The sequence below is a fragment of the Coleofasciculus sp. FACHB-712 genome (assembly GCF_014695635.1).
Taxonomy (GTDB): domain Bacteria; phylum Cyanobacteriota; class Cyanobacteriia; order Cyanobacteriales; family FACHB-T130; genus FACHB-T130.
The window spans coordinates 18,745-36,216 of the sequence record NZ_JACJOQ010000539.1 but is presented as its reverse complement, the minus strand read 5'-3'; the positions used below and the strand labels follow the sequence as shown (position 1 = coordinate 36,216).

The 17,472-nt window shown below is 47.1% G+C and carries 12 protein-coding genes; 5 read left to right on the top strand and 7 right to left on the bottom strand.

All coding sequences use genetic code 11. The features are described 5' to 3' along the window. Positions 1–151 precede the first annotated feature (151 nt). Positions 152–1,219, top strand: coding sequence for a PD40 domain-containing protein (locus tag H6F50_RS18670; protein WP_190429856.1), 1,068 nt, complete (start codon positions 152–154; stop codon positions 1,217–1,219). Positions 1,220–1,474: 255 nt separating this feature from the next. Here the strand turns inward: H6F50_RS18670 and H6F50_RS18665 are convergent, their stop codons facing one another. Continuing rightward, complete coding sequence (locus H6F50_RS18665; RefSeq protein WP_190429855.1) at positions 1,475–2,134, bottom strand: hypothetical protein; 660 nt, start codon at positions 2,132–2,134, stop codon at positions 1,475–1,477. A gap of 167 nt (positions 2,135–2,301) precedes the next feature. Further along, positions 2,302–5,697: a DUF3987 domain-containing protein gene (locus H6F50_RS18660; RefSeq protein WP_190429854.1), complete on the bottom strand. Its 3,396-nt coding sequence runs from the start codon at positions 5,695–5,697 to the stop codon at positions 2,302–2,304. A 232-nt stretch (positions 5,698–5,929) separates the two neighbouring features. Between H6F50_RS18660 and H6F50_RS18655 the strand changes: the two genes are divergently transcribed. Continuing rightward, a complete protein-coding gene (locus H6F50_RS18655) occupies positions 5,930–6,271 on the top strand; it encodes a hypothetical protein (protein WP_190429853.1) in 342 nt (113 codons plus the stop codon). 175 nt (positions 6,272–6,446) lie between these two features. Here H6F50_RS18655 and H6F50_RS18650 read toward each other — a convergent pair whose 3' ends face one another. From H6F50_RS18650 to H6F50_RS18630, 5 genes are all read right to left on the bottom strand, one after another. Beyond that, entirely contained in the window at positions 6,447–8,378 is a 1,932-nt protein-coding gene (locus tag H6F50_RS18650; protein ID WP_190429852.1) for a hypothetical protein, read from the bottom strand. 601 nt (positions 8,379–8,979) lie between these two features. Further along, positions 8,980–9,162 (bottom strand): hypothetical protein, encoded by a 183-nt coding sequence (locus H6F50_RS18645; RefSeq protein ID WP_190429851.1) that lies wholly within the window; start codon positions 9,160–9,162, stop codon positions 8,980–8,982. A 600-nt stretch (positions 9,163–9,762) separates the two neighbouring features. After that, positions 9,763–10,878 (bottom strand): hypothetical protein, encoded by a 1,116-nt coding sequence (locus H6F50_RS18640; protein ID WP_190429850.1) that lies wholly within the window; start codon positions 10,876–10,878, stop codon positions 9,763–9,765. A gap of 145 nt (positions 10,879–11,023) precedes the next feature. Next, a complete protein-coding gene (locus H6F50_RS18635) occupies positions 11,024–11,461 on the bottom strand; it encodes a hypothetical protein (protein ID WP_190429849.1) in 438 nt (145 codons plus the stop codon). Between the two features lie 7 nt (positions 11,462–11,468). Next, positions 11,469–12,191, bottom strand: coding sequence for a ParA family protein (locus H6F50_RS18630; RefSeq protein ID WP_190429848.1), 723 nt, complete (start codon positions 12,189–12,191; stop codon positions 11,469–11,471). Between the two features lie 243 nt (positions 12,192–12,434). Here H6F50_RS18630 and H6F50_RS18625 point away from each other — a divergent pair, with 243 nt between their 5' ends. From H6F50_RS18625 to brxC, 3 genes are read left to right on the top strand one after another with little or no spacing between them, the layout of a single operon-like run. Further along, a complete protein-coding gene (locus H6F50_RS18625; protein WP_190429847.1) occupies positions 12,435–13,226 on the top strand; it encodes a BrxA family protein in 792 nt (263 codons plus the stop codon). Beyond that, positions 13,201–13,782, top strand: coding sequence for a BREX protein BrxB domain-containing protein (locus H6F50_RS18620; RefSeq protein ID WP_190429846.1), 582 nt, complete (start codon positions 13,201–13,203; stop codon positions 13,780–13,782). Before H6F50_RS18625 ends, H6F50_RS18620 begins: the two co-directional genes overlap by 26 nt. Positions 13,783–13,800: 18 nt before the next feature. Further along, complete coding sequence (gene brxC / locus H6F50_RS18615) at positions 13,801–17,469, top strand: BREX system P-loop protein BrxC (protein ID WP_190429845.1); 3,669 nt, start codon at positions 13,801–13,803, stop codon at positions 17,467–17,469. The last annotated feature ends 3 nt before the right edge of the window (positions 17,470–17,472 follow it).

The following is a 17,472-nucleotide window of genomic DNA, read 5'->3' as shown; positions in this document are numbered from 1 at the left end:
ATATCCAATGGCGATATTGGGTGAGATTGACTGTGACAGTTAGAAAAGCAGAATGTGAGGTTGCATAACTGCCACACCTCCACGCTTAGGCTGGAAGGACAGAAATTCAATGCTCCCTATCCCTGTAAGGCTTAAGCGCCGCTGTTAAAAAATGAAAGCCTCTTTCAAACCGCTAAGATTTTTCTTCCTGATCTATATGCTTTTGGGTGGGTGTGGCGTGTCAATACTTGCTCCTGTCAAGAGCATTACCAGCTTACCAAGCGATCGCGACGTTATCCTCAACCTCACCGAGATTAACAAGCAACAGGGTTGGTATGTAGTAAACTCAACAGATTGGAAAATGTCTAAGTGGGAGTTTCCCAACAGTATCCCAAGCGCTCTTAACGAGGAAACGAGGAGATCCTATGTGTCATGGTCTCCTGAGACTCAACGACTTCTATACGCGAAAAAATCCATTAGTCCTAACGGTTCTATAGAAGTCTTAAAAATCAAGGACAAAAGTTTTGGCAGTAGTAATCAGTACACCTTGTCCCCAGATGGGAAAACTGTCGCTTATACAGACGGCTTTACTGACAAAACCTTTGGCATTGTCGAAGATGTTTACCTGTTCGATATTGCTAGTCAGCGTTCGCGGCGTATTACTCAACTCGCTCCTGGTAGTGTTTACCAACTGATTTGGTCACCAGACAGTAAAACTCTTGCCTTCTGGCACAGGGATACGAAGAAAACCTTGAAGACGCTGTACCAAATCAACTCTGACGGAAGTAACCTGCAAGTAGTCCTTGATGCCAAAGATGATTTACCAATTCGGATATTCCCATCTCTATCTTCTAATGATGAAGCCATGAAGTGGTCGCCGGATGGTCGCTATCTCGCTTTGCTCATTAGGGCCAAAACCAATAACAACTTCAACTTCAACAGTGAAACAATCTGGCTATTGGATCTGAAGACTAAAAAGCTGCGAGAACTGTTTCCTACACCTGCTAAAAGTCCAGCTGGCGGTATTCAAGACTTCGCTTGGTCACCTGACGGGCAAAAGATTGTATTTGCAGCTGGGTACGACGGTAAATGTTATCGCCCTTTGTTACTAATAGGTTATCCTGAGTGTACTAATTTTCTTTACCTGGTTGATGTAAATGGGAGTAAGCCAACCAAAGTAACGAAGATTCCACAAGGCACAGCCACAAGGCTGCTTTGGCTGAAACAGAAGCGTCAATAAATATTACTATCCGTCCCAACAGAGTGCTAAGCTCGTGCTGGCGCGTTAACTGTAACGCTGGCTCTTCCGTACCTGATATGCTAATCTGCCTCCTGCAATACCCAGAACTTCTGCACAGCAAGGATTTTGGGCATTATTTTAAATTATTTTTGGTGGGAGAGGCGCTAAGAAGTCCCAAAAGTTTGTATTCCAGGCTTTTCAGCCCTTTAAACTAATAGTTTGGCATACCAAGTAATGAAGAACCGTAACGCTTAACTAGACGTTACGCTCAACGGCGGCATCGCTATCTACCAACAATCCACATTTTTTACCTAACTGTACGGCTGATTTTTCATAGTAAGAGTGCGATCGCAACGAGTGGGGGAAATTAGCGATCGTCGAACGAGGCATAAACCCCGGTCGTGGCTCCCAGGTTACTTTGGACTTTGTTGTAAGCTTGCCATCTACCCCCACTAACTCAACTTTGATTCGACGCTGCTTCACAGGTCGGGCAATCAGACTGGTTTCGATGCCCATTAAGGGTATGAGGTGATTAATCTCATCGCACCAAGCCTCACAGTTGTGAGATTCGGGGCAGACTTTTCCTTGTTGAAGAAGAGCTTGGTGGATCATCTCGTGGAGCAACACATCCGCCGCGAATTTCTTACCCAGTAATTTACCTCGCCTCCAAGCGTTAGAAGCTGGTTCAACAAGAGCTTTGTGCAAGGTAATGGCATTGCGCCAGGATTCATAAGAGCCAAGTGATTGTCCGTGGGGTGTAAGTCCCCAAAAAATAGCACCGGGTTCTAAACTTCCGTCCCAATACTGTTCGTTGAAGATTTCCCACTGTTCGTAAGCCCAGCGACCGTATCCCCAATCTGAGATGTCTGCCGCTGTCTTAAGAATTTCTAATTTTTTCTTTGATTCTGAAGTCAAGGTGTAACTCCTAACTAGAGGTTACAGGCGGCGCGGGAATTTTCTGTGTAACGTCTAACAAGACGTTACGGCTTTCACGGGTACGCATACCCTGAGAACCCCTGCTGCAAGCCGCTTAATGAGCGTTAAGCATTAGGGCGTCGGGGTCGGGGTAACTCTTGAGAGCGCTAAGTCGCTAGCTTTAGCTCTGCAAGTGGTACTGGCTTGTTAATCAAGTCAAGCTTGGCGTAATCGCCATCAATAGCTGTGATTTCAAATGGGGCAAACTCTTCGCAATAGGGAGGGCAATTTTCCCAAAAAACGCGATCGCCTTCCCGGAACTTAGTAGGTAAGGTGGATTCAGGATTCCAAGACGTGGAAGCAGCGCCTTGGGGGGCTGGTGCTTCTTCCGCCTGATTTTTTGATTGAATGCGATCACATTCGATCAAATGCGATCGCATTTGATCGCCCCGATCGAACGCCTCTGTATCTTTCCCTACTTGGGTTTCCTCGGTTTTTCGATCGATGTGATCGCAAAGTGGGGGTTGGACAAACAAATTTACTGATAGAGAATCACCCGTATCAAGCTCATAGGTAAGGGAGGGGGAGCGATCGCATTGATCGAATAAATCATCAAACTCCTCAACCCGTGGGACTTTTTCCGTTCGATCGGGGCGATCGCATATTGATCGAATGCGATCGCATTCGGCAGTGCGCGGAGTACAATCGCATTTTTCAACAGTCACCCCTTGACTTCTGCCATTAGCCGTCTGCTCGAACAGTTGGGAATTAACACAAGTCGAGAGCGTGGTGCTGTCGCTTCGGGCAGAAAGCATTTGAGCCGAGCGATCGGCTACCAATGCTATGAGTTCTTTGCCGTCAAACAAAACCTGTTGGGGTCGTGACTGGGCAATAGTTTTGAACATCTCCTGAACTTCAGGCGATCTGAGTGACTTACCATCTTTACCCTTGTGCCGACGCCATTTGTTGATGACGCGGCTGGGGTTAATTCGCCCTTCTTCCAGGCACAAGGACAGGATGTTCATTAGAAACTCACTTAGCCCCTGTTCCGGTGACTTAGTAAATTGAGCCTGCATTAATCGAAACTGACCGATGTAGAAACTAGCCAAGTCAATTGCTCGCTCAAACGTGTCTAACCCCAAGCTGAAGAAGTTAGATTTTGGACGGTAGCAGTGTTCGAGGCAATGAAGAATCAGGGCAAGCCGCATGAGGTTGCTGCACATTTTTCCCAGAAAGTAGGCAAAGGCTGGATTCGTGTGCAAATAGGTTTTGTAACCCCTACGGTACTTTTCCCACTGACGTTTCCAGCGCTGCATGGCTTGAGGACTGAGGTAGACTAACCCTTTCGGGAGTAGAGCCAGCTTCTCGTAAAGGTTGCTGAGCAGTTTATCCAGACTGACTTTGATATCCGACCACTTATCAAAATCTGGGTGCAGTGTCGGGATAGCTGGAAGAATACGAGATTGTAAGCCATCAGCATCTGTATGGTTGCCGTCTGGATTGAAGAATTGACTGGCGGGTTCTATTTGTATGCCTCCACAGATCGTCAGTAACTGCATCTGGAAGCGAAAACTTTCATTCTCGTTCACCCGGTCCACGTTTCCTCTAAGGGGGCCGTTCCAAGCCTTCAGTAAAAACTGTCGGGCATTGCCCTTACCGGGACACTTGAACTGATCTAAACCCTTGAAAAGCCCTAATAACTCGTCAGGTGCCCAGATAGAGCCAGCATGAGCAGGTTGTTCTGAAATCCTGCGCTTTATCGCTTCAATTTCGCCTTCATCAAGCAAATACTTTCGACATGTGCCAACTTCTGACTCTTTATAATTAGCTGGGTTTTCCAGGGTATCTTGTAGTGTTTCTCGCACCTTGGCTGGCTTATTCTTCCAAACTTCCTCTAACTTAGAAAGCGTCGCTTTACTCTGTTCGTAGCGGTCAGCTTCCGTATCTTGCAGGTGTCGAATCGGACTGAGGATAGCGCGATCTGCATCTGATTTCCCAGAGCTGGGAGGAGCGATGGTAGCCGTCCAGAGGTTTGGATACTCAATCCAGCAATCAGGCTCGGTTTCTCCTTCCTTTGCAACCAGACCGATGTTCGCACCTATCATTCCCCCAACACCTGGTAGCAAACTTTGAATCAGGTAGATTGGATCGATCCGGGAAGACTCGCTTTTCGTCAACAATCCTCTGATGAGTGGTTCAGGCAGAAGCTCTTCCCAGTTGACGGCTTGTGCTTTGAGCTGATAGTCAGCTAACTTCTGGAACTGAACGACGTTATCCGATAAATCCTGCTGCTGGGTTTTTTCGCCAAGCCGCGCATCGTATACCGACCGAACTTCTTTGGGATGTCGATCGGCTTCCCGTACTAAATCCGAAAGCCTTAGCTCTAACTCCGACTCTGGTAATTCCCGCTCAATTAGGTCGTCAATTCGCTTTGATAGTTCCTCAGTGTTGAGAGTGCTTCTCAGAGCCGTAGGATGTGGAATTACTTTGTTACTCGAATGGCTGGAGTTATCAGACTTGCGCTCTAAACTACTGGGAATCGATACACCAACTTCCCAAGCTAGCTGTTGCATGAGTTCTACAAACTCTCGTCCTCGCGGTGATCCGTTGCCGCCTGCAAGACGATGGCGGTACTCTACCACCCCGCCACCGATTTCACACGCTGGACATCGCCACAACCAGACGCTGTTTTTCTGTTCGCAGTAGAAAGCCGTACCCGACTTAGATTCGTGCCAAGGGCAGTTACCCTTGTGTTTACCGCCAGGGTATTCTTGGAGGTTGTGTCCCGACCAGTTGAAAGCCTGCTGAGCTGAAAACCTCGGCAGTATATTGTTATTTAATAAGTCTGTCAGTTGCGTGTCACCGAGCAAGTTGCTACGCCGAGGTAACTGGAGTGTGGTTGGCTCGCTCTCAGCTTTTTTAATAAGTGGATAGATTCCGATATCTTCGGGTTGCTCTACTACTGGTGGATACTCGCTCCATTGCATCCACTCGTAAGCAATGCCAGTAATTCCGACTGTTGGAGGCAGAAGCGTGTGTCCGCCGTTCTTGCTGAGCAGTTCCCCAACGTGGTGACTTCCATCAGGCTTGAGGCTAAACCCAGAGTTAGCTTTAAAGTTTTCTGGTTCTCGACTAAAGGCGACTAAGAAGCGATAACCCCCACTGGGAGTCCGAAACATTGGAGCTTTTTCCAACACTATGTACTTTTCGAGCCACTCTTGTATTGTGCGATCGCACGCATCCGGGGAGGGGAAGTCTTTTCGGTCGAAGTCAATCCATCCAAGCCAATGCTTTCCGTTCCAACCGCCTAGCGTGCCTATCCCTGTCTTCGGGTTGGAGAACCAGGCATTGAGGATTTCCTGCAAGGGTTGAATCTCTTGCCATTGCTTCCAGTTGACCGTTTTCAGATACTTCCCATCCAAGAAGCAAGGCTGTTTGGGTTCTTTGCCCTGTTTTGCTGCCTCGATCGGACATTCAGGCAGTGGCGGACGGCCTAGGCGCAGCAGCCACTGGATAGTTTCTCGAACGGTCTGAGGAGCTTGGGGCTGAGGCGTCGTGAACATTTCTCAAACTCCTCCTCTTGCCGTTTCATGCTTAAAGTTCGTATAGGTATTGGCTATTTTCCTGAATTTGCTAAAGTTAAGTGGTAGCACCATACTTTTCCTTCCCAATAACGGAGCTTCGTACCTCTAAGCGCGGTTGCTTAATTTCAACTTCGGTGTCTCCGGTTTAGGAAAACACTTTACTTATAGTACAGCTCAATTCACTTGAAGTGAAGTATTACCTTGGTCTTTAATGCTGATCCACGAAGCCTTTAACGAGACTCTGAAGCGGTACAAAATTAGTGGTAGAGCCTTAGCTCAGGAAGCTCAGGCTAGCGAGAGTCTCGTGTCGCAGTTTAGGCACGGGAAGAAAGGCGTAACCGATGATATGCTCGATAGCCTTCTTGAAGCGATGCAGCAACTGGCTCCGGGGTCGCGCAAGTATTTCTGTTCGCTCCTAGCTGGGGAACCGATAAGGCTAAGTGTAAGCGAGGGTGAGTTTAAGGATATTTCTGAAGACGAGATTCCTGAGTTGTTGATTGCGATCGCACGCCGCTGGAGAGCTGGTGACAACGAAGTTGTGCAAGTAACTTGATTGGATTTAAAGCTTCCCAAGCACATAGCGATCGCATTCAATCTCACCGACCAGGGTACTTACTTCTATTGCAGCCACGCCCAACAATAGCCAAGAAAAGTCTGAGCTGGAAGACGCTCCAAACCCTCAAGCCTGGCCCCTAGAATACCCACCATCGGTCAAGATAGCAGCCCCATTACTTATCCAGCATCGCTATGAGCTGTTCTCGTTCCAGAGGACTTAACTTCTGCAACTGGGCAAGCAAACTTTCGGACTCGGTGTTCGCTTCCTGCTTCAACTCAGGTGATGGCGGCTGCTTAAACAACAGCTCCTCAATCACCTCCTCAATCGGTCGGCGCTTCTCTTCCGGAGTACAGCGCTCATACATTCCCCGTAATGTCTCAACGTTATGTCCCATCGCATAAGCTAATGACCGAGTTTGGGCGTCATCAAGCCGGACTTGATACGCCCAAGTCGCCCAGATAGACCGCATCATATGGGGTGAAATCCGCTTACCAATAAAACGATGAGAGGTACTTTCAAACGAGGAACCAAAATGCGAAGCTGATGCTCCGATGCCAATTTTGGGGAGGACAAACACATAGCCCCAAGGCCACTTGGGCGAATTGGCATCCGTTGACAGATAGAAGGTATCCAACGGATTGAATTCAGCTCGCCCACTTGTCACCCAGCGTCCCCGCTGTCCCTTTAACTCCGGCTGCCACCAATCATAGACCTGTTGATTTTTATAACCATCACAGATCCAACTGCCGTACAAATAGTGTTCAAGGTAATCATAGAAGCAACTGCCGTCAACAAACTGGCGGTTGGGAATTACTATCGATTGAGCGCCATGAGTCGAGCGGGTTTTGTACTGCTGAATGTCCAGCACCCAGACCCCTTGAGGATAAAGCTTTTTCTCGTGGACATAGGTAAAGTAAAGATAATTGTCCTTAATTGTGCCATCCCAATGTTTTTCACGCACTTGTGCAGGCGGCAGGGGATGATACAAGCTGTCAGGTGGTACAGATTCTGGACGCTTAACAGGACAAATCAGCGCAATTCTTAAAGTACGGTATTCTTGTTGCCGCCTTGCGGGGATGTCGGCAAGCAGCGACCACTTTAAGTAATCTTGATAGCTTTTGGCAATGGCAGAGCCGACCCGAATTCCACCTCGGCTGTTTCTGGGTCGGCACTCCAGACGCAACGGTTCTACAATTTTCGTTCTAACAACTTCCATCGCTGTTTCGCCTTCTGCTGTATCCGGCCACTTCTTCTCAAAATCTGAAACAGACTGCCGATTTTTCACCCACTCGCTGATGTCCTTTCTCACTGAACTTAAGTGGTTGTTGAGCGCTTTGAACAGAGGAATCTGCTTGTAATCCGCCTCTTCCTCCACCTCACTGGTGTAGAGAAACTTAGCCAGTGCTAAAAGCGCCCCTAACTTACTGTATTTGGTAGAAGGACTTTTCGACTGAAGGACTTCTCTTAAGAAACGGAAATAACTGCACAGCCAAGTTTCAAGGGTTTGCTTATGCTGTTTCCATAGTTTTGCCTGTTCTTTGCTATTGAGATGTTCTAAGTCTTCTTGCCTAACCACAGAAATCAAATGTGACAAACGCACTTCCTCTAAACCAATTGGCGGTGTGCGGTGGTAACAAAACCAACCAAGCATTAGACGTATATCCTTGGTGTACTTTAATGCGGATAATTCGCTAATTGGGTCAATCACACGGAACGGGCAGTCTGGGTCAGTTAAATATTGATAAAAGTCATCCAATTCTTTTTGTAAAGGAACAGGCGTGTCTTGAGGCTTGAGCGTATATTCCTGACGCATTGTGCTCCGCTCGGTTAAGGGAGTGTTGGAGGTAGAGCCATAAATATTCTTCCTGGCTGGGCAGGATTGCTGTTTCACTATCGCCCGCCGCGAACCTTTAGCTGGCCACCACTGTTGTTGTTCGCTCCAACTCAAAAATTGGTTAAATCGATTTCCGTAAGTGTTTTGGCTAGCAATAGATGCTTTTTGGCTCTGGAAAGCCTGCTGTATTGTTTGACGGGCGCTGAGCAATACTTCAACTTTTAACGTTTTTAAAAACTCCTTAGCTGCCTCAATATCCGCTCTTGTCATCTTTCGGCCTGATGTTGCCCGAGTAAAGCCTAATTGCGATAACCAAAACCGTAAAGTAGCGCAACGAAATTCATTAATAATTCGTTTAGCTTTCGACTCTGGATATATCGCTTGAACTTGTTCTTCATACATCTCGAATACTGACCAGCAAGTGATAGAGTCCTGCATAATAAATGCCTCTGATGGTACACAAAAAAACTAAATTGTCATTGAGCTATTATTTAAAAGCTCTCGAATTACGGTGCCAATGATTTAAGTTTTGCTCATCTTTTCATCTCCAACCTCCTTTAATCGTTTATTTATTATAGACAGCCCTGCTTGCTATTGAACCCAGCGAATTGATTGCTGCCTGCGGCAATTAGCTATATAAATGCTCAAACCTTTTGGAGTATTATTTCTAGCTTCAAAAACCTAGAATTTATTAATAAATAATTAGCAAATACCTAATAAATTTTAGGTATTAAATAAATCCTAATCCTCCGCCTTTCTAGGTTTATTAAAGGCTAAGGATTGAAGCAACCTTTTACTCATCTGGGGAGGGCGAGTCATTTAGCTCTTACTTAGTAGCTCCAGGCCTCTAGTCCAAGTAGAAACGTAAGTTTCACTCGGTCTTCGTTGTCAGTTCAGAGATCGTCAGCAGACCCCGACCGATTCGCTCAACCAATTCACTGCGAGAAATATTTAAACAAGCACTGAATTCATCTAATCCTGTCAAAGCGGTTGGGGTAAGACTTAAAGAAACAATTTTTTTGAGTTCGTCATAGGCTTCAGGCTGACCTCGCATTGATTTCCTTCCTTTAGAACTTGCTTTTTTCTCGTGTTCTAAGCGGGGTCTACCTTTCCTTTTGATTTTTTTTGACTTGGACATGATTATCTGTACACTTCAACAATTTTAAAGAGCCAAAGTTTTCTACCCTATACCCAAATCAAGTGAGCTAGGAGCGAAAATCAATGAGTATCCCTGCAACTAGGTATTAAACTCTGCCGAACTTTGCCAGTCCAGTTGCGTTGAATTCCTAGTAGCAAGGCTTATTCGTTTGGCTTAAAAGCTAGGTATTGGCTCTTCTTTTTAGTTACTGGCTCAGACTATCAGAGTATTTTTTGCTCGTGTTAGAAGCGTACAATTTTCGAGTTTTGTGTAAATTTACCGTTACAATATAAAGTTTAATGACAAAACCAGCATTCATTAAATTATTTGGTTCTTCATTACTTGGTCTGCCAAGCTATTAGTTTAAAGGGCTGAAAAGTCTGGAATAGAAACCTTTGGGGCTTCTTAGCGCCTCTACCGCTAAAAATAATTGAAAATAATGCCCCAAAGTCTTGCTGTGCAGAGATTTGGGGCATCGCCAGAGGCGGATTAGCATATTAGGTACGGAAGAGCCAATTATTTTGACGTGCCAAACCCTTTGTTTGAACGCTTGCCTTTTTCGCCTTTACGTGCGGCATTGGCTTCTCCTGTTTTGGCGTTCAAATAGGCTTGGTATTCGGCTAGCTCGACTCCAGATTCCAGTAATTGGATGAGGGTAACGGAGAAGGCGTCCTTAAGAAATAAAAAATTTTCTTCTTCGTTGTCGGAGTAGAGCAAACTAACTTTAATCCCTTCGTATTCTCTAAGCCGCTTCAGAGTAGCCTGCTCCGCTTGATATAGCTGAAACCCATTTTTGGGGGTATGTTCGTCCCATTGGTTGAGTAGTAAGATAGCTTCCAAAGTCAACCAGGCTTGAGATGGGCAATCGAAAGCCAATATCCATTTGCATAGTGAATTTTGGTTAATTTTTGCATCTGCCCACATATCCTGGATAAGCTCATGAAGCTTCGCAGATATCTTGCCGGGTCTATACTGCCTTTCAGTTGGAGGTTTGAACCCTGACTCGGTTAGAATGTCTGAGCTTCCTAGGCGGTAATGCTCAATCCATAGAGCTTGGGTTCTGTATGCTTTCTTGAATTGGGCAAATATCTCTTGTTGATCGGGCCTAACCAGAATGTCGCCGTTCTCTCGTAGTAGGTTTGGTAGGTACTTGGCTGCTGTTATGTAGTTTTCCTCTTCCCTATCTTTGGAATTACCGTTAGAGTTTTTCTCTTTGCATCCGACGCGATCTACGTTCTTGTTTGCGCTGGCGCGATCGCTATTCTTACTGTCGGAATTTCCCCTTTTGCACCATAGGCGATCAACACCATTAACCTTCCTGTAACCAATAGGCAGGTGCCTCAGTTGATTTATTGACGCGAAAGCCTTCCTTGCCGATTCTGGACAGGAAAAATGTTCGCCAACGCTGGTTTCCATCGTCATTATGTTTTCATCAACTCCCATCGTTGAGTTGAGAAATCGAATCGCATCAAAGTGAGGTGGTTTCACAAGCTTCTGAAAGCCCTCTCCAAACTTCAACTCCCGCACCGTAACCTGTTTCCCTTGTAAAGCTGTTGTCAAGTCTAATGTTTGTTTAGGAACCGGAGTGAAGTCATCGATTAGGGTCTTGGAATTGTTAAAGTCTTTTTTCATGATTAAGGTGGGGAATTGTTATGGTTTGCAAGGTGATGAGTTAATTTCTGGTTCCCAATAAAGTTGGGTTCTTACTTGGAGTTTCTAGTTCCTTACGCTAGTCATGCTCTAGAGAAGCGTGGGATAGGTTGCTGGGGGAGCTGGGTCACTCGTTGTGCAATCCTAGCAACTCTCGCAGTTCTTCTTCGGATGCGATCGCTCTCCACCCACCCGCTCCCTCGACTTTTTTCAACATAGTCTCTATTGCTAGCGATACCAAGACTTCCTTGCGAATCTTACGCCCCATAGAACGGCGGGTCTGTTTGACGGCATCATCCAAGGCGTCGTTCAATGGCTCTGGTATCCTCACCGATAAGGGATACAGGGGAGGTGTCTTGGTATCTTCTGATTCTTGCTTCAATGTACCAGAATCCTGATTCCTGATTCCTGATTCTTGATTATTTTTTCCAGATTCATGAATCTTGATTAATGATTCATTTTTCATTATTCCTGAATCTTCTTGAGGAGCTTCGTTGGATGGTTCGGGAGTAACAGACTCTTCTTGGGAGTCGTTGAACAGTTGCAGTGGGTTACGCTGTCCCATGCGTTTTTTACTTCCTGCCACGTTTCTTTAACCCCCATTCCTTTATCACTTCACCAGCTAATGCTTTGAAGGCACTGGCACCTTTACTTTTGGAAGCATACTCAAATATAGATTGCCCGTGTCCAGCAGATTCCGCGATCGCCACGTTTTCTGGAATGGAGATTCGCAGTAGATTGAATCGGTTGTCGCTGACTAGCACCGAGTCTGCTTCCGCTGTCATGTTCAACGCTGGTTTGTACCGGCTACGCAAAACATCAACGGGAACATCTGGATTAACATCTTTTAAAGTGTCCAGCACTTGAGCCAACCCCACTAGAACCAGGGGGTCTGCCAACACTGGCACGAGAACTCTATCCGCTACCACAAGTGCCGCAACTGTAGCGGGGACGAGGGAGGGAGGACAATCCAGCAGCACTAAGTCGCAATCCAGTTGGCTAATGGCTTTACGTAAAATTTCTGGGGAATCCCATTTCACGTAAGCCGTATCCGTTCCGCCGGGAATTAAGGGTACAGCGGTATCGGTGCGGATAACATCTTCCCCTTCTAGCCAGCGGTCAAAACCCGGTTGTTTTCCCGGCGCTAATCCCAAAGCATAGGTAGCAGAACCTTGGGCATCCATGTCTACCAGCACGACTTTAACTTTGTGCTGTTGTAATCCTGAACCTAAGTTGACACAGGTACAGGTTTTTCCTACGCCCCCTTTCTGGGATGCGATCGCGATTGTCAGCAATGGGCAATTCTGAAGGACAAGTCCTACCTAATCATTATTTTATGAATTCTAGTATAAAGAATCATGATTAAAGAATAAATATTAAGTTTTCAATAATTCAGAATCAGGATTCATGAAAAACTCGAACACAGTAAAATGAATACTGGCGAGGAATGCCTCAATTGCTTGTTATGCTTGTCTTCTGATTAAAAGTCTGGCTCTTGCGTGGGGACAGAAGGTTCTAATAAAGGAACAAAAAGATTGATGACCGCCACCCAAATTGTTACTTACACCAGCAAAATCATCAAGGCTGGAGCGCTCATCACAGAAACAAAAATTCTACTGTCCAACTGGGATGAAAGCCTGTCTATAGCAGAGAATCTGGATCGGGCGAAACAAGATAATATCTTCGGCAAGGCATCGCGATCGCGTGTCACAGATATCTTGGCAATTTTTCGCCAACGGTACTTGAGCGACTTGGCAGTCACTAAGGCATTGGTTAGGCTGGTAAACGGTAGATTTTCAGCCGAGGGACTCAGCTGTATTCTTTACTTCCACGCCACCCAGTCAGATCGACTGCTCCACGATGCTGTCATGGATTTACTGACTTCAATGCGTAACGTGGGGCGTCAGGATGTTAGCGTTCGCGATGTCGAAAACTGGATTAGCAAACAAATTGCCCAAGGCAAAACACAGGGTTCCTGGTCGGATACTACAATAACGCGCTGCGCTAGGGAAATCCTGAGTACGCTTCGCGATTTCGGTATCTTGCAAGGGGCTGTGAAAAAACGTCTAGCTCCGATTTACTTACCAGTGGAAGCTTTTGCTTACATTGCTCTGTATCTGCGGCAAAACCAACCATCGGGAGAAAAACTCCTTCACTCGGACGAGTGGCAGCTATTCTTCCTATACCCGAAAGCCGTAGAACACTTTTTCATCGAAGCGCAGCAGGCTCATCTGTTGGAGTATTACGCGGCTGGTTCAATCATTCGGATTTCCTTTTCAACAGAATCGCTTGAGGAGTATGCCCATGCTATCGCTCAAAGACCGGATTGAACTCCTTGAAAACGATCTGAAGACAGTTCCCCCTAGAATTAGCGTCCACCACGATCTACCCTTTGCCATTTTGCGCTACGACCCTAAAGAGGAATGGGAGGTGCGGCGAGAAGCCAAACTGCTGGCTACCCGGATGGAGGACTGTGGTAAACAGGTGCAGACCATTTCATTAGCAGAACTCCTGTGGGAAGCGATCGCCACTTCCGAAGGATTGGATGCCATTCTAGAACTAGAGCGAGAACGGGGATTTGAGGCAGCACAAGAGCAGGTGAACATTTATCTTTCAGACCCCGATTGGTCTTATCTACCTCAGATGTTGGCAGAACGTCTGCGATCACTCGACCCCGCCAAGAACATTGTCTTTCTCTTGCGGTCTGCTGCTATGGCACCAGCCATTTATCAGATGTCGAAACTGCTTGATGAAATGCAAGGTCGAACCCGCGTGGTAACTATCTTGTTCTATCCGGGAACACTAGAAGGGACAACGGGTTTGCGCTTCATGGCGCTTAAAGAACGAGAAGCGATGGGGAACTACCGAGTAAAAATCTATGGTTAAGTCGGAGGAAGGCAAGGCATGAAGACGATTGGCGAACTGCTAACGCGAGACCTCCAGCAACCGATTGAGGAAATCGTTAAAGTTGACCAAACTGACGAACAGTCCGTACATACAGAGATTAGTGAATATATCGCAACGGAGCGAATTAAAGACCAATATCACCACCTTCTAAGGGAAATCGCCGAAGCTCCATCTGACCCCCATGAAGGAATTGGAGTTTGGGTCTCTGGATTCTTTGGTTCTGGGAAGTCTTCGTTCGCCAAGAATTTGGGATATATCCTCGCTAACAGAACTGTCTTAAATCAAAGCGCCACTGACTTATTCATCGCTCAGGTAAATGACCCGCGGCTTGGTGATTTACTCAAATCTATCAACGCCAGAATTCCTACTGAGGTCATCATGTTCGATGTCTCAGTTAACCGTGCTGTGAGACGCTCGACCGAACGGATTGCGGAAGTCATGTACAATGCTCTGCTGCGCGAGTTGGACTATGCAGAAGACTACGATCTGGCAGAACTAGAAATCGAACTAGAGCGAGAGTGCAAGCTAGATGAGTTCGTAACCTGCTGTCAGGTTACTTATAGCCTTGACTGGCAGCGGGTTCGTAAGGGAGCGCAGAAAATTAACCGAGCAAGTGCGATCCTGCACGCTTTAGACCCAGTTACTTACCCTACCGCCGATTCCTGGTCTCAATCCCTGCGGAACAAGAGTGCCGATATCACTGTAGGCAAATTTGTAGAACGAACCTTCGACTTGTGTGCGCGGCGACGACCGGGGAAAGCGTTGGTCTTTGTCATTGACGAGGTAGGGCAGTATGTAGCCCGGAGTGCTGAGAAAATTGAAGACTTGCGGGCTGTGGTGGAACAGTTTGGTAAAGTTGGCAAGAATCTCCTCAAGGCGAAACAGGCGGTTGCCCCAATTTGGGTGGTAGTTACCTCTCAGGAAAAACTCGATGAAGTGGTAGCTGCCATTGATGACAAGCGGGTAGAACTGGCGAAACTCCAAGACCGCTTCAAGCAGCGGATTGATATGGCACCGGCAGACATCCGCGAGGTGGCGACGCGCCGGGTTTTGGCGAAGAAAGAAGACGCGGTGCAGTTGTTGCAGAACCTGTTTCGGGAATCTCAGGGACAACTCAACGCGGCTTGTCGGCTGGAAAGAACCACCCGCAAAAGCGAAGTTACCGAAGCAGATTTCGTTCAGTTTTACCCCTACCTCCCCCATTTCATCGGGCTATCGATCGAAATCATGTCGGGTATCCGACTGCAACCCGGAGCGCCGAGACATTTTGGTGGCAGTAACCGCACGATTATAAAGCAAGCCTATGAAATGCTGGTGTCTGAACGCACAGCCTTAGCAGAAAAGCCGCTGGGCACCTTGGTTACTCTGGACAAAATTTATGAGCTGGTCGAGGGCAACCTTTCCACGGAAAAACGGAATGACATTGACGAGATTACCCAGCGCTTCCAGAACGAGCCAGAAGACCGGGGAATGGCAGCACGGGTGGCAAAAACTATCTGTCTTTTAGAATTCGTGCGAGATTTGCCGCGCACTGAAGCCAATATTGCTGGTTGTTTGGTGGATAGTGTCGGTCAGCCAGCACTCGTGGCGGCGGTGGAAAAATCTCTAGAACGGCTTTACGAGGCTAAGTTCGTTCGCAACACCGAAGAAGGCTGGAAGCTGCAAACGGCGCAGGAGAAGAATTGGGAAACTGAACGCCGAGGGCATTCTCCTAGACCCAGAGACCGCAGTGAAATTGTTCGCGAAGCCCTGCGGCAAATTTTCAATGACCCGAAGCTAAAAACCTATCGATTCCGCGACCTCAAGACCTTCCAGGTAGGAGTCAAAGTCGATAGTAATTCCATCGGTAACGAGGGGCAAGTCCCATTATCGATCTGCACGGCAGCAGATGAGCAAGAGTTTGTCAATAAAGTCACTGAAATTCGCAGTGAAAGCCGTCAGGAGACCCACCAAAATGATATTTATTGGGTCTTCTCCTTAAATGAGGACATCGACCGACTGGTAGTTGATTTGTACGCTTCCCGCCAAATGGTAAATAAGTACAATCAGATGGCAGGACAGAACCGGATTACCAATGAAGAAGCGGCTTCCCTGCAAGCAGAGAAGAGTGAAGTCGTCCGCATTTCCAATCGGTTAGAGGAAAAGTTGGTAGACGCGCTAGAAGCCGGGACGGGTATGTTCCGGGGTATGTCTAAGGATGGTTCGGATCTAGGCAAGAGTGCGAATGAAATTTTTAAGAGACTCTTTGATTTTGCCGTTCCAGACCTTTATCCCAAACTGGAGATGGGGGCGCGATCGCTCAAAGGTTCAGAAGCCGAGGAAATCCTCAAAGCGGCCAATTTGAGCGGTCTATCTCAAGTATTTTATGGTGGGGATTCTGGATTAAATCTGGTTATCAAAGATGATGCCAAGTTTGTCCCCAACCCCGATGCTGATGTAGCCAAGGAAATTTTTGACTACCTGAAGCGAGAACAAGAGTATGGCAATAAAGACACCCGCATGGGGAAGGCGTTAGAGAGTCGGTTTGGGGGACTCGGTTACGGGTGGGACCGGGATATGCTGCGGCTGGTGCTGGCGGTGCTATTCCGTGCGGGGTCGATAGAGGTTTCTTCTAAGGGGCAGCGGTTTGACTCTTACACAGACCCCCGCAGTCGCGAACCGTTCACCAGTAACACGGCATTCAAATCTGCCCTCTATACTCCTGTTAAACCAATTGGTTTGTCTACCCTGAAACAGGCGGTAAAGAACTATGAGGAGTTGACCGGGGAGACGGTGGATATGGACAAAAATGCGATCGCCACTTCCCTCAAGCAACTGGCGATGGAAGAGTTGGCGGAGTTGTTACCCGTCGAGGCAAAGGCAAGGGCGAACAACTTGCCAGCCATCGACAAACTTGAAAGCTACCGAGAGTCTCTGACATCAATTCAGAATGGGGCTGCTGACGATTGTGTGCGGATTCTAGCAGGGGAAGGGGTATCGCTGAAAGATGCACGCGATCGCGCGAGGAAATTTCGGGAAGCCACTAAGGATTCCTCCCTATATGTCATAAATGCAGCAAAGCGAGTGCTGGGAAATCAGTGGTCGGAGGTGAATAGTCGGAAACCGGAACTGGCAGAAGTTGCGAATCGACTGCGGGAAAATCTGGATGCTGAGTATTTCGTTGACCGCATTGGGGAAATTCAGACGGATGCAAAAGCGATCGCTACTGCCTATGCCGAACACTATACAAATCTCCATACCCAACGCGCTCAGGCTTATCAAGCTGCGATTGAGGAAATCAAAGGGCGCAGTGAGTGGACGACAGTTCCTTCAGAACAGCAGGAAGTGTTGCTCAATGAGTTGCAAAAACGGGCTTGTGACAATGACCTATCTGCCAAAACCGACTGGTCGCTAACGGCGAATGAATGTCCGAGTTGCAAGGCGAATATTGCCCAGATGGAGTCTGATTTGGCGGCTTGGTCTGGATTAAAAAGTCAGGTGTTGGTTCGGATTCAGGAATTAACGGCACAGACTGAAGAGAAGGGAGTGGTTACTAAACGGGTGCGATTGGTGGACTTTTCTTCTGAGCCAATTGACTCTGAAAAGGCAGTTGAACAGGTGGTGGAACAGTTGAAGGAACACCTGCTAGACCTGGTTAGTAAAGGCGTAAAGATTATTTTGGAGTGACAA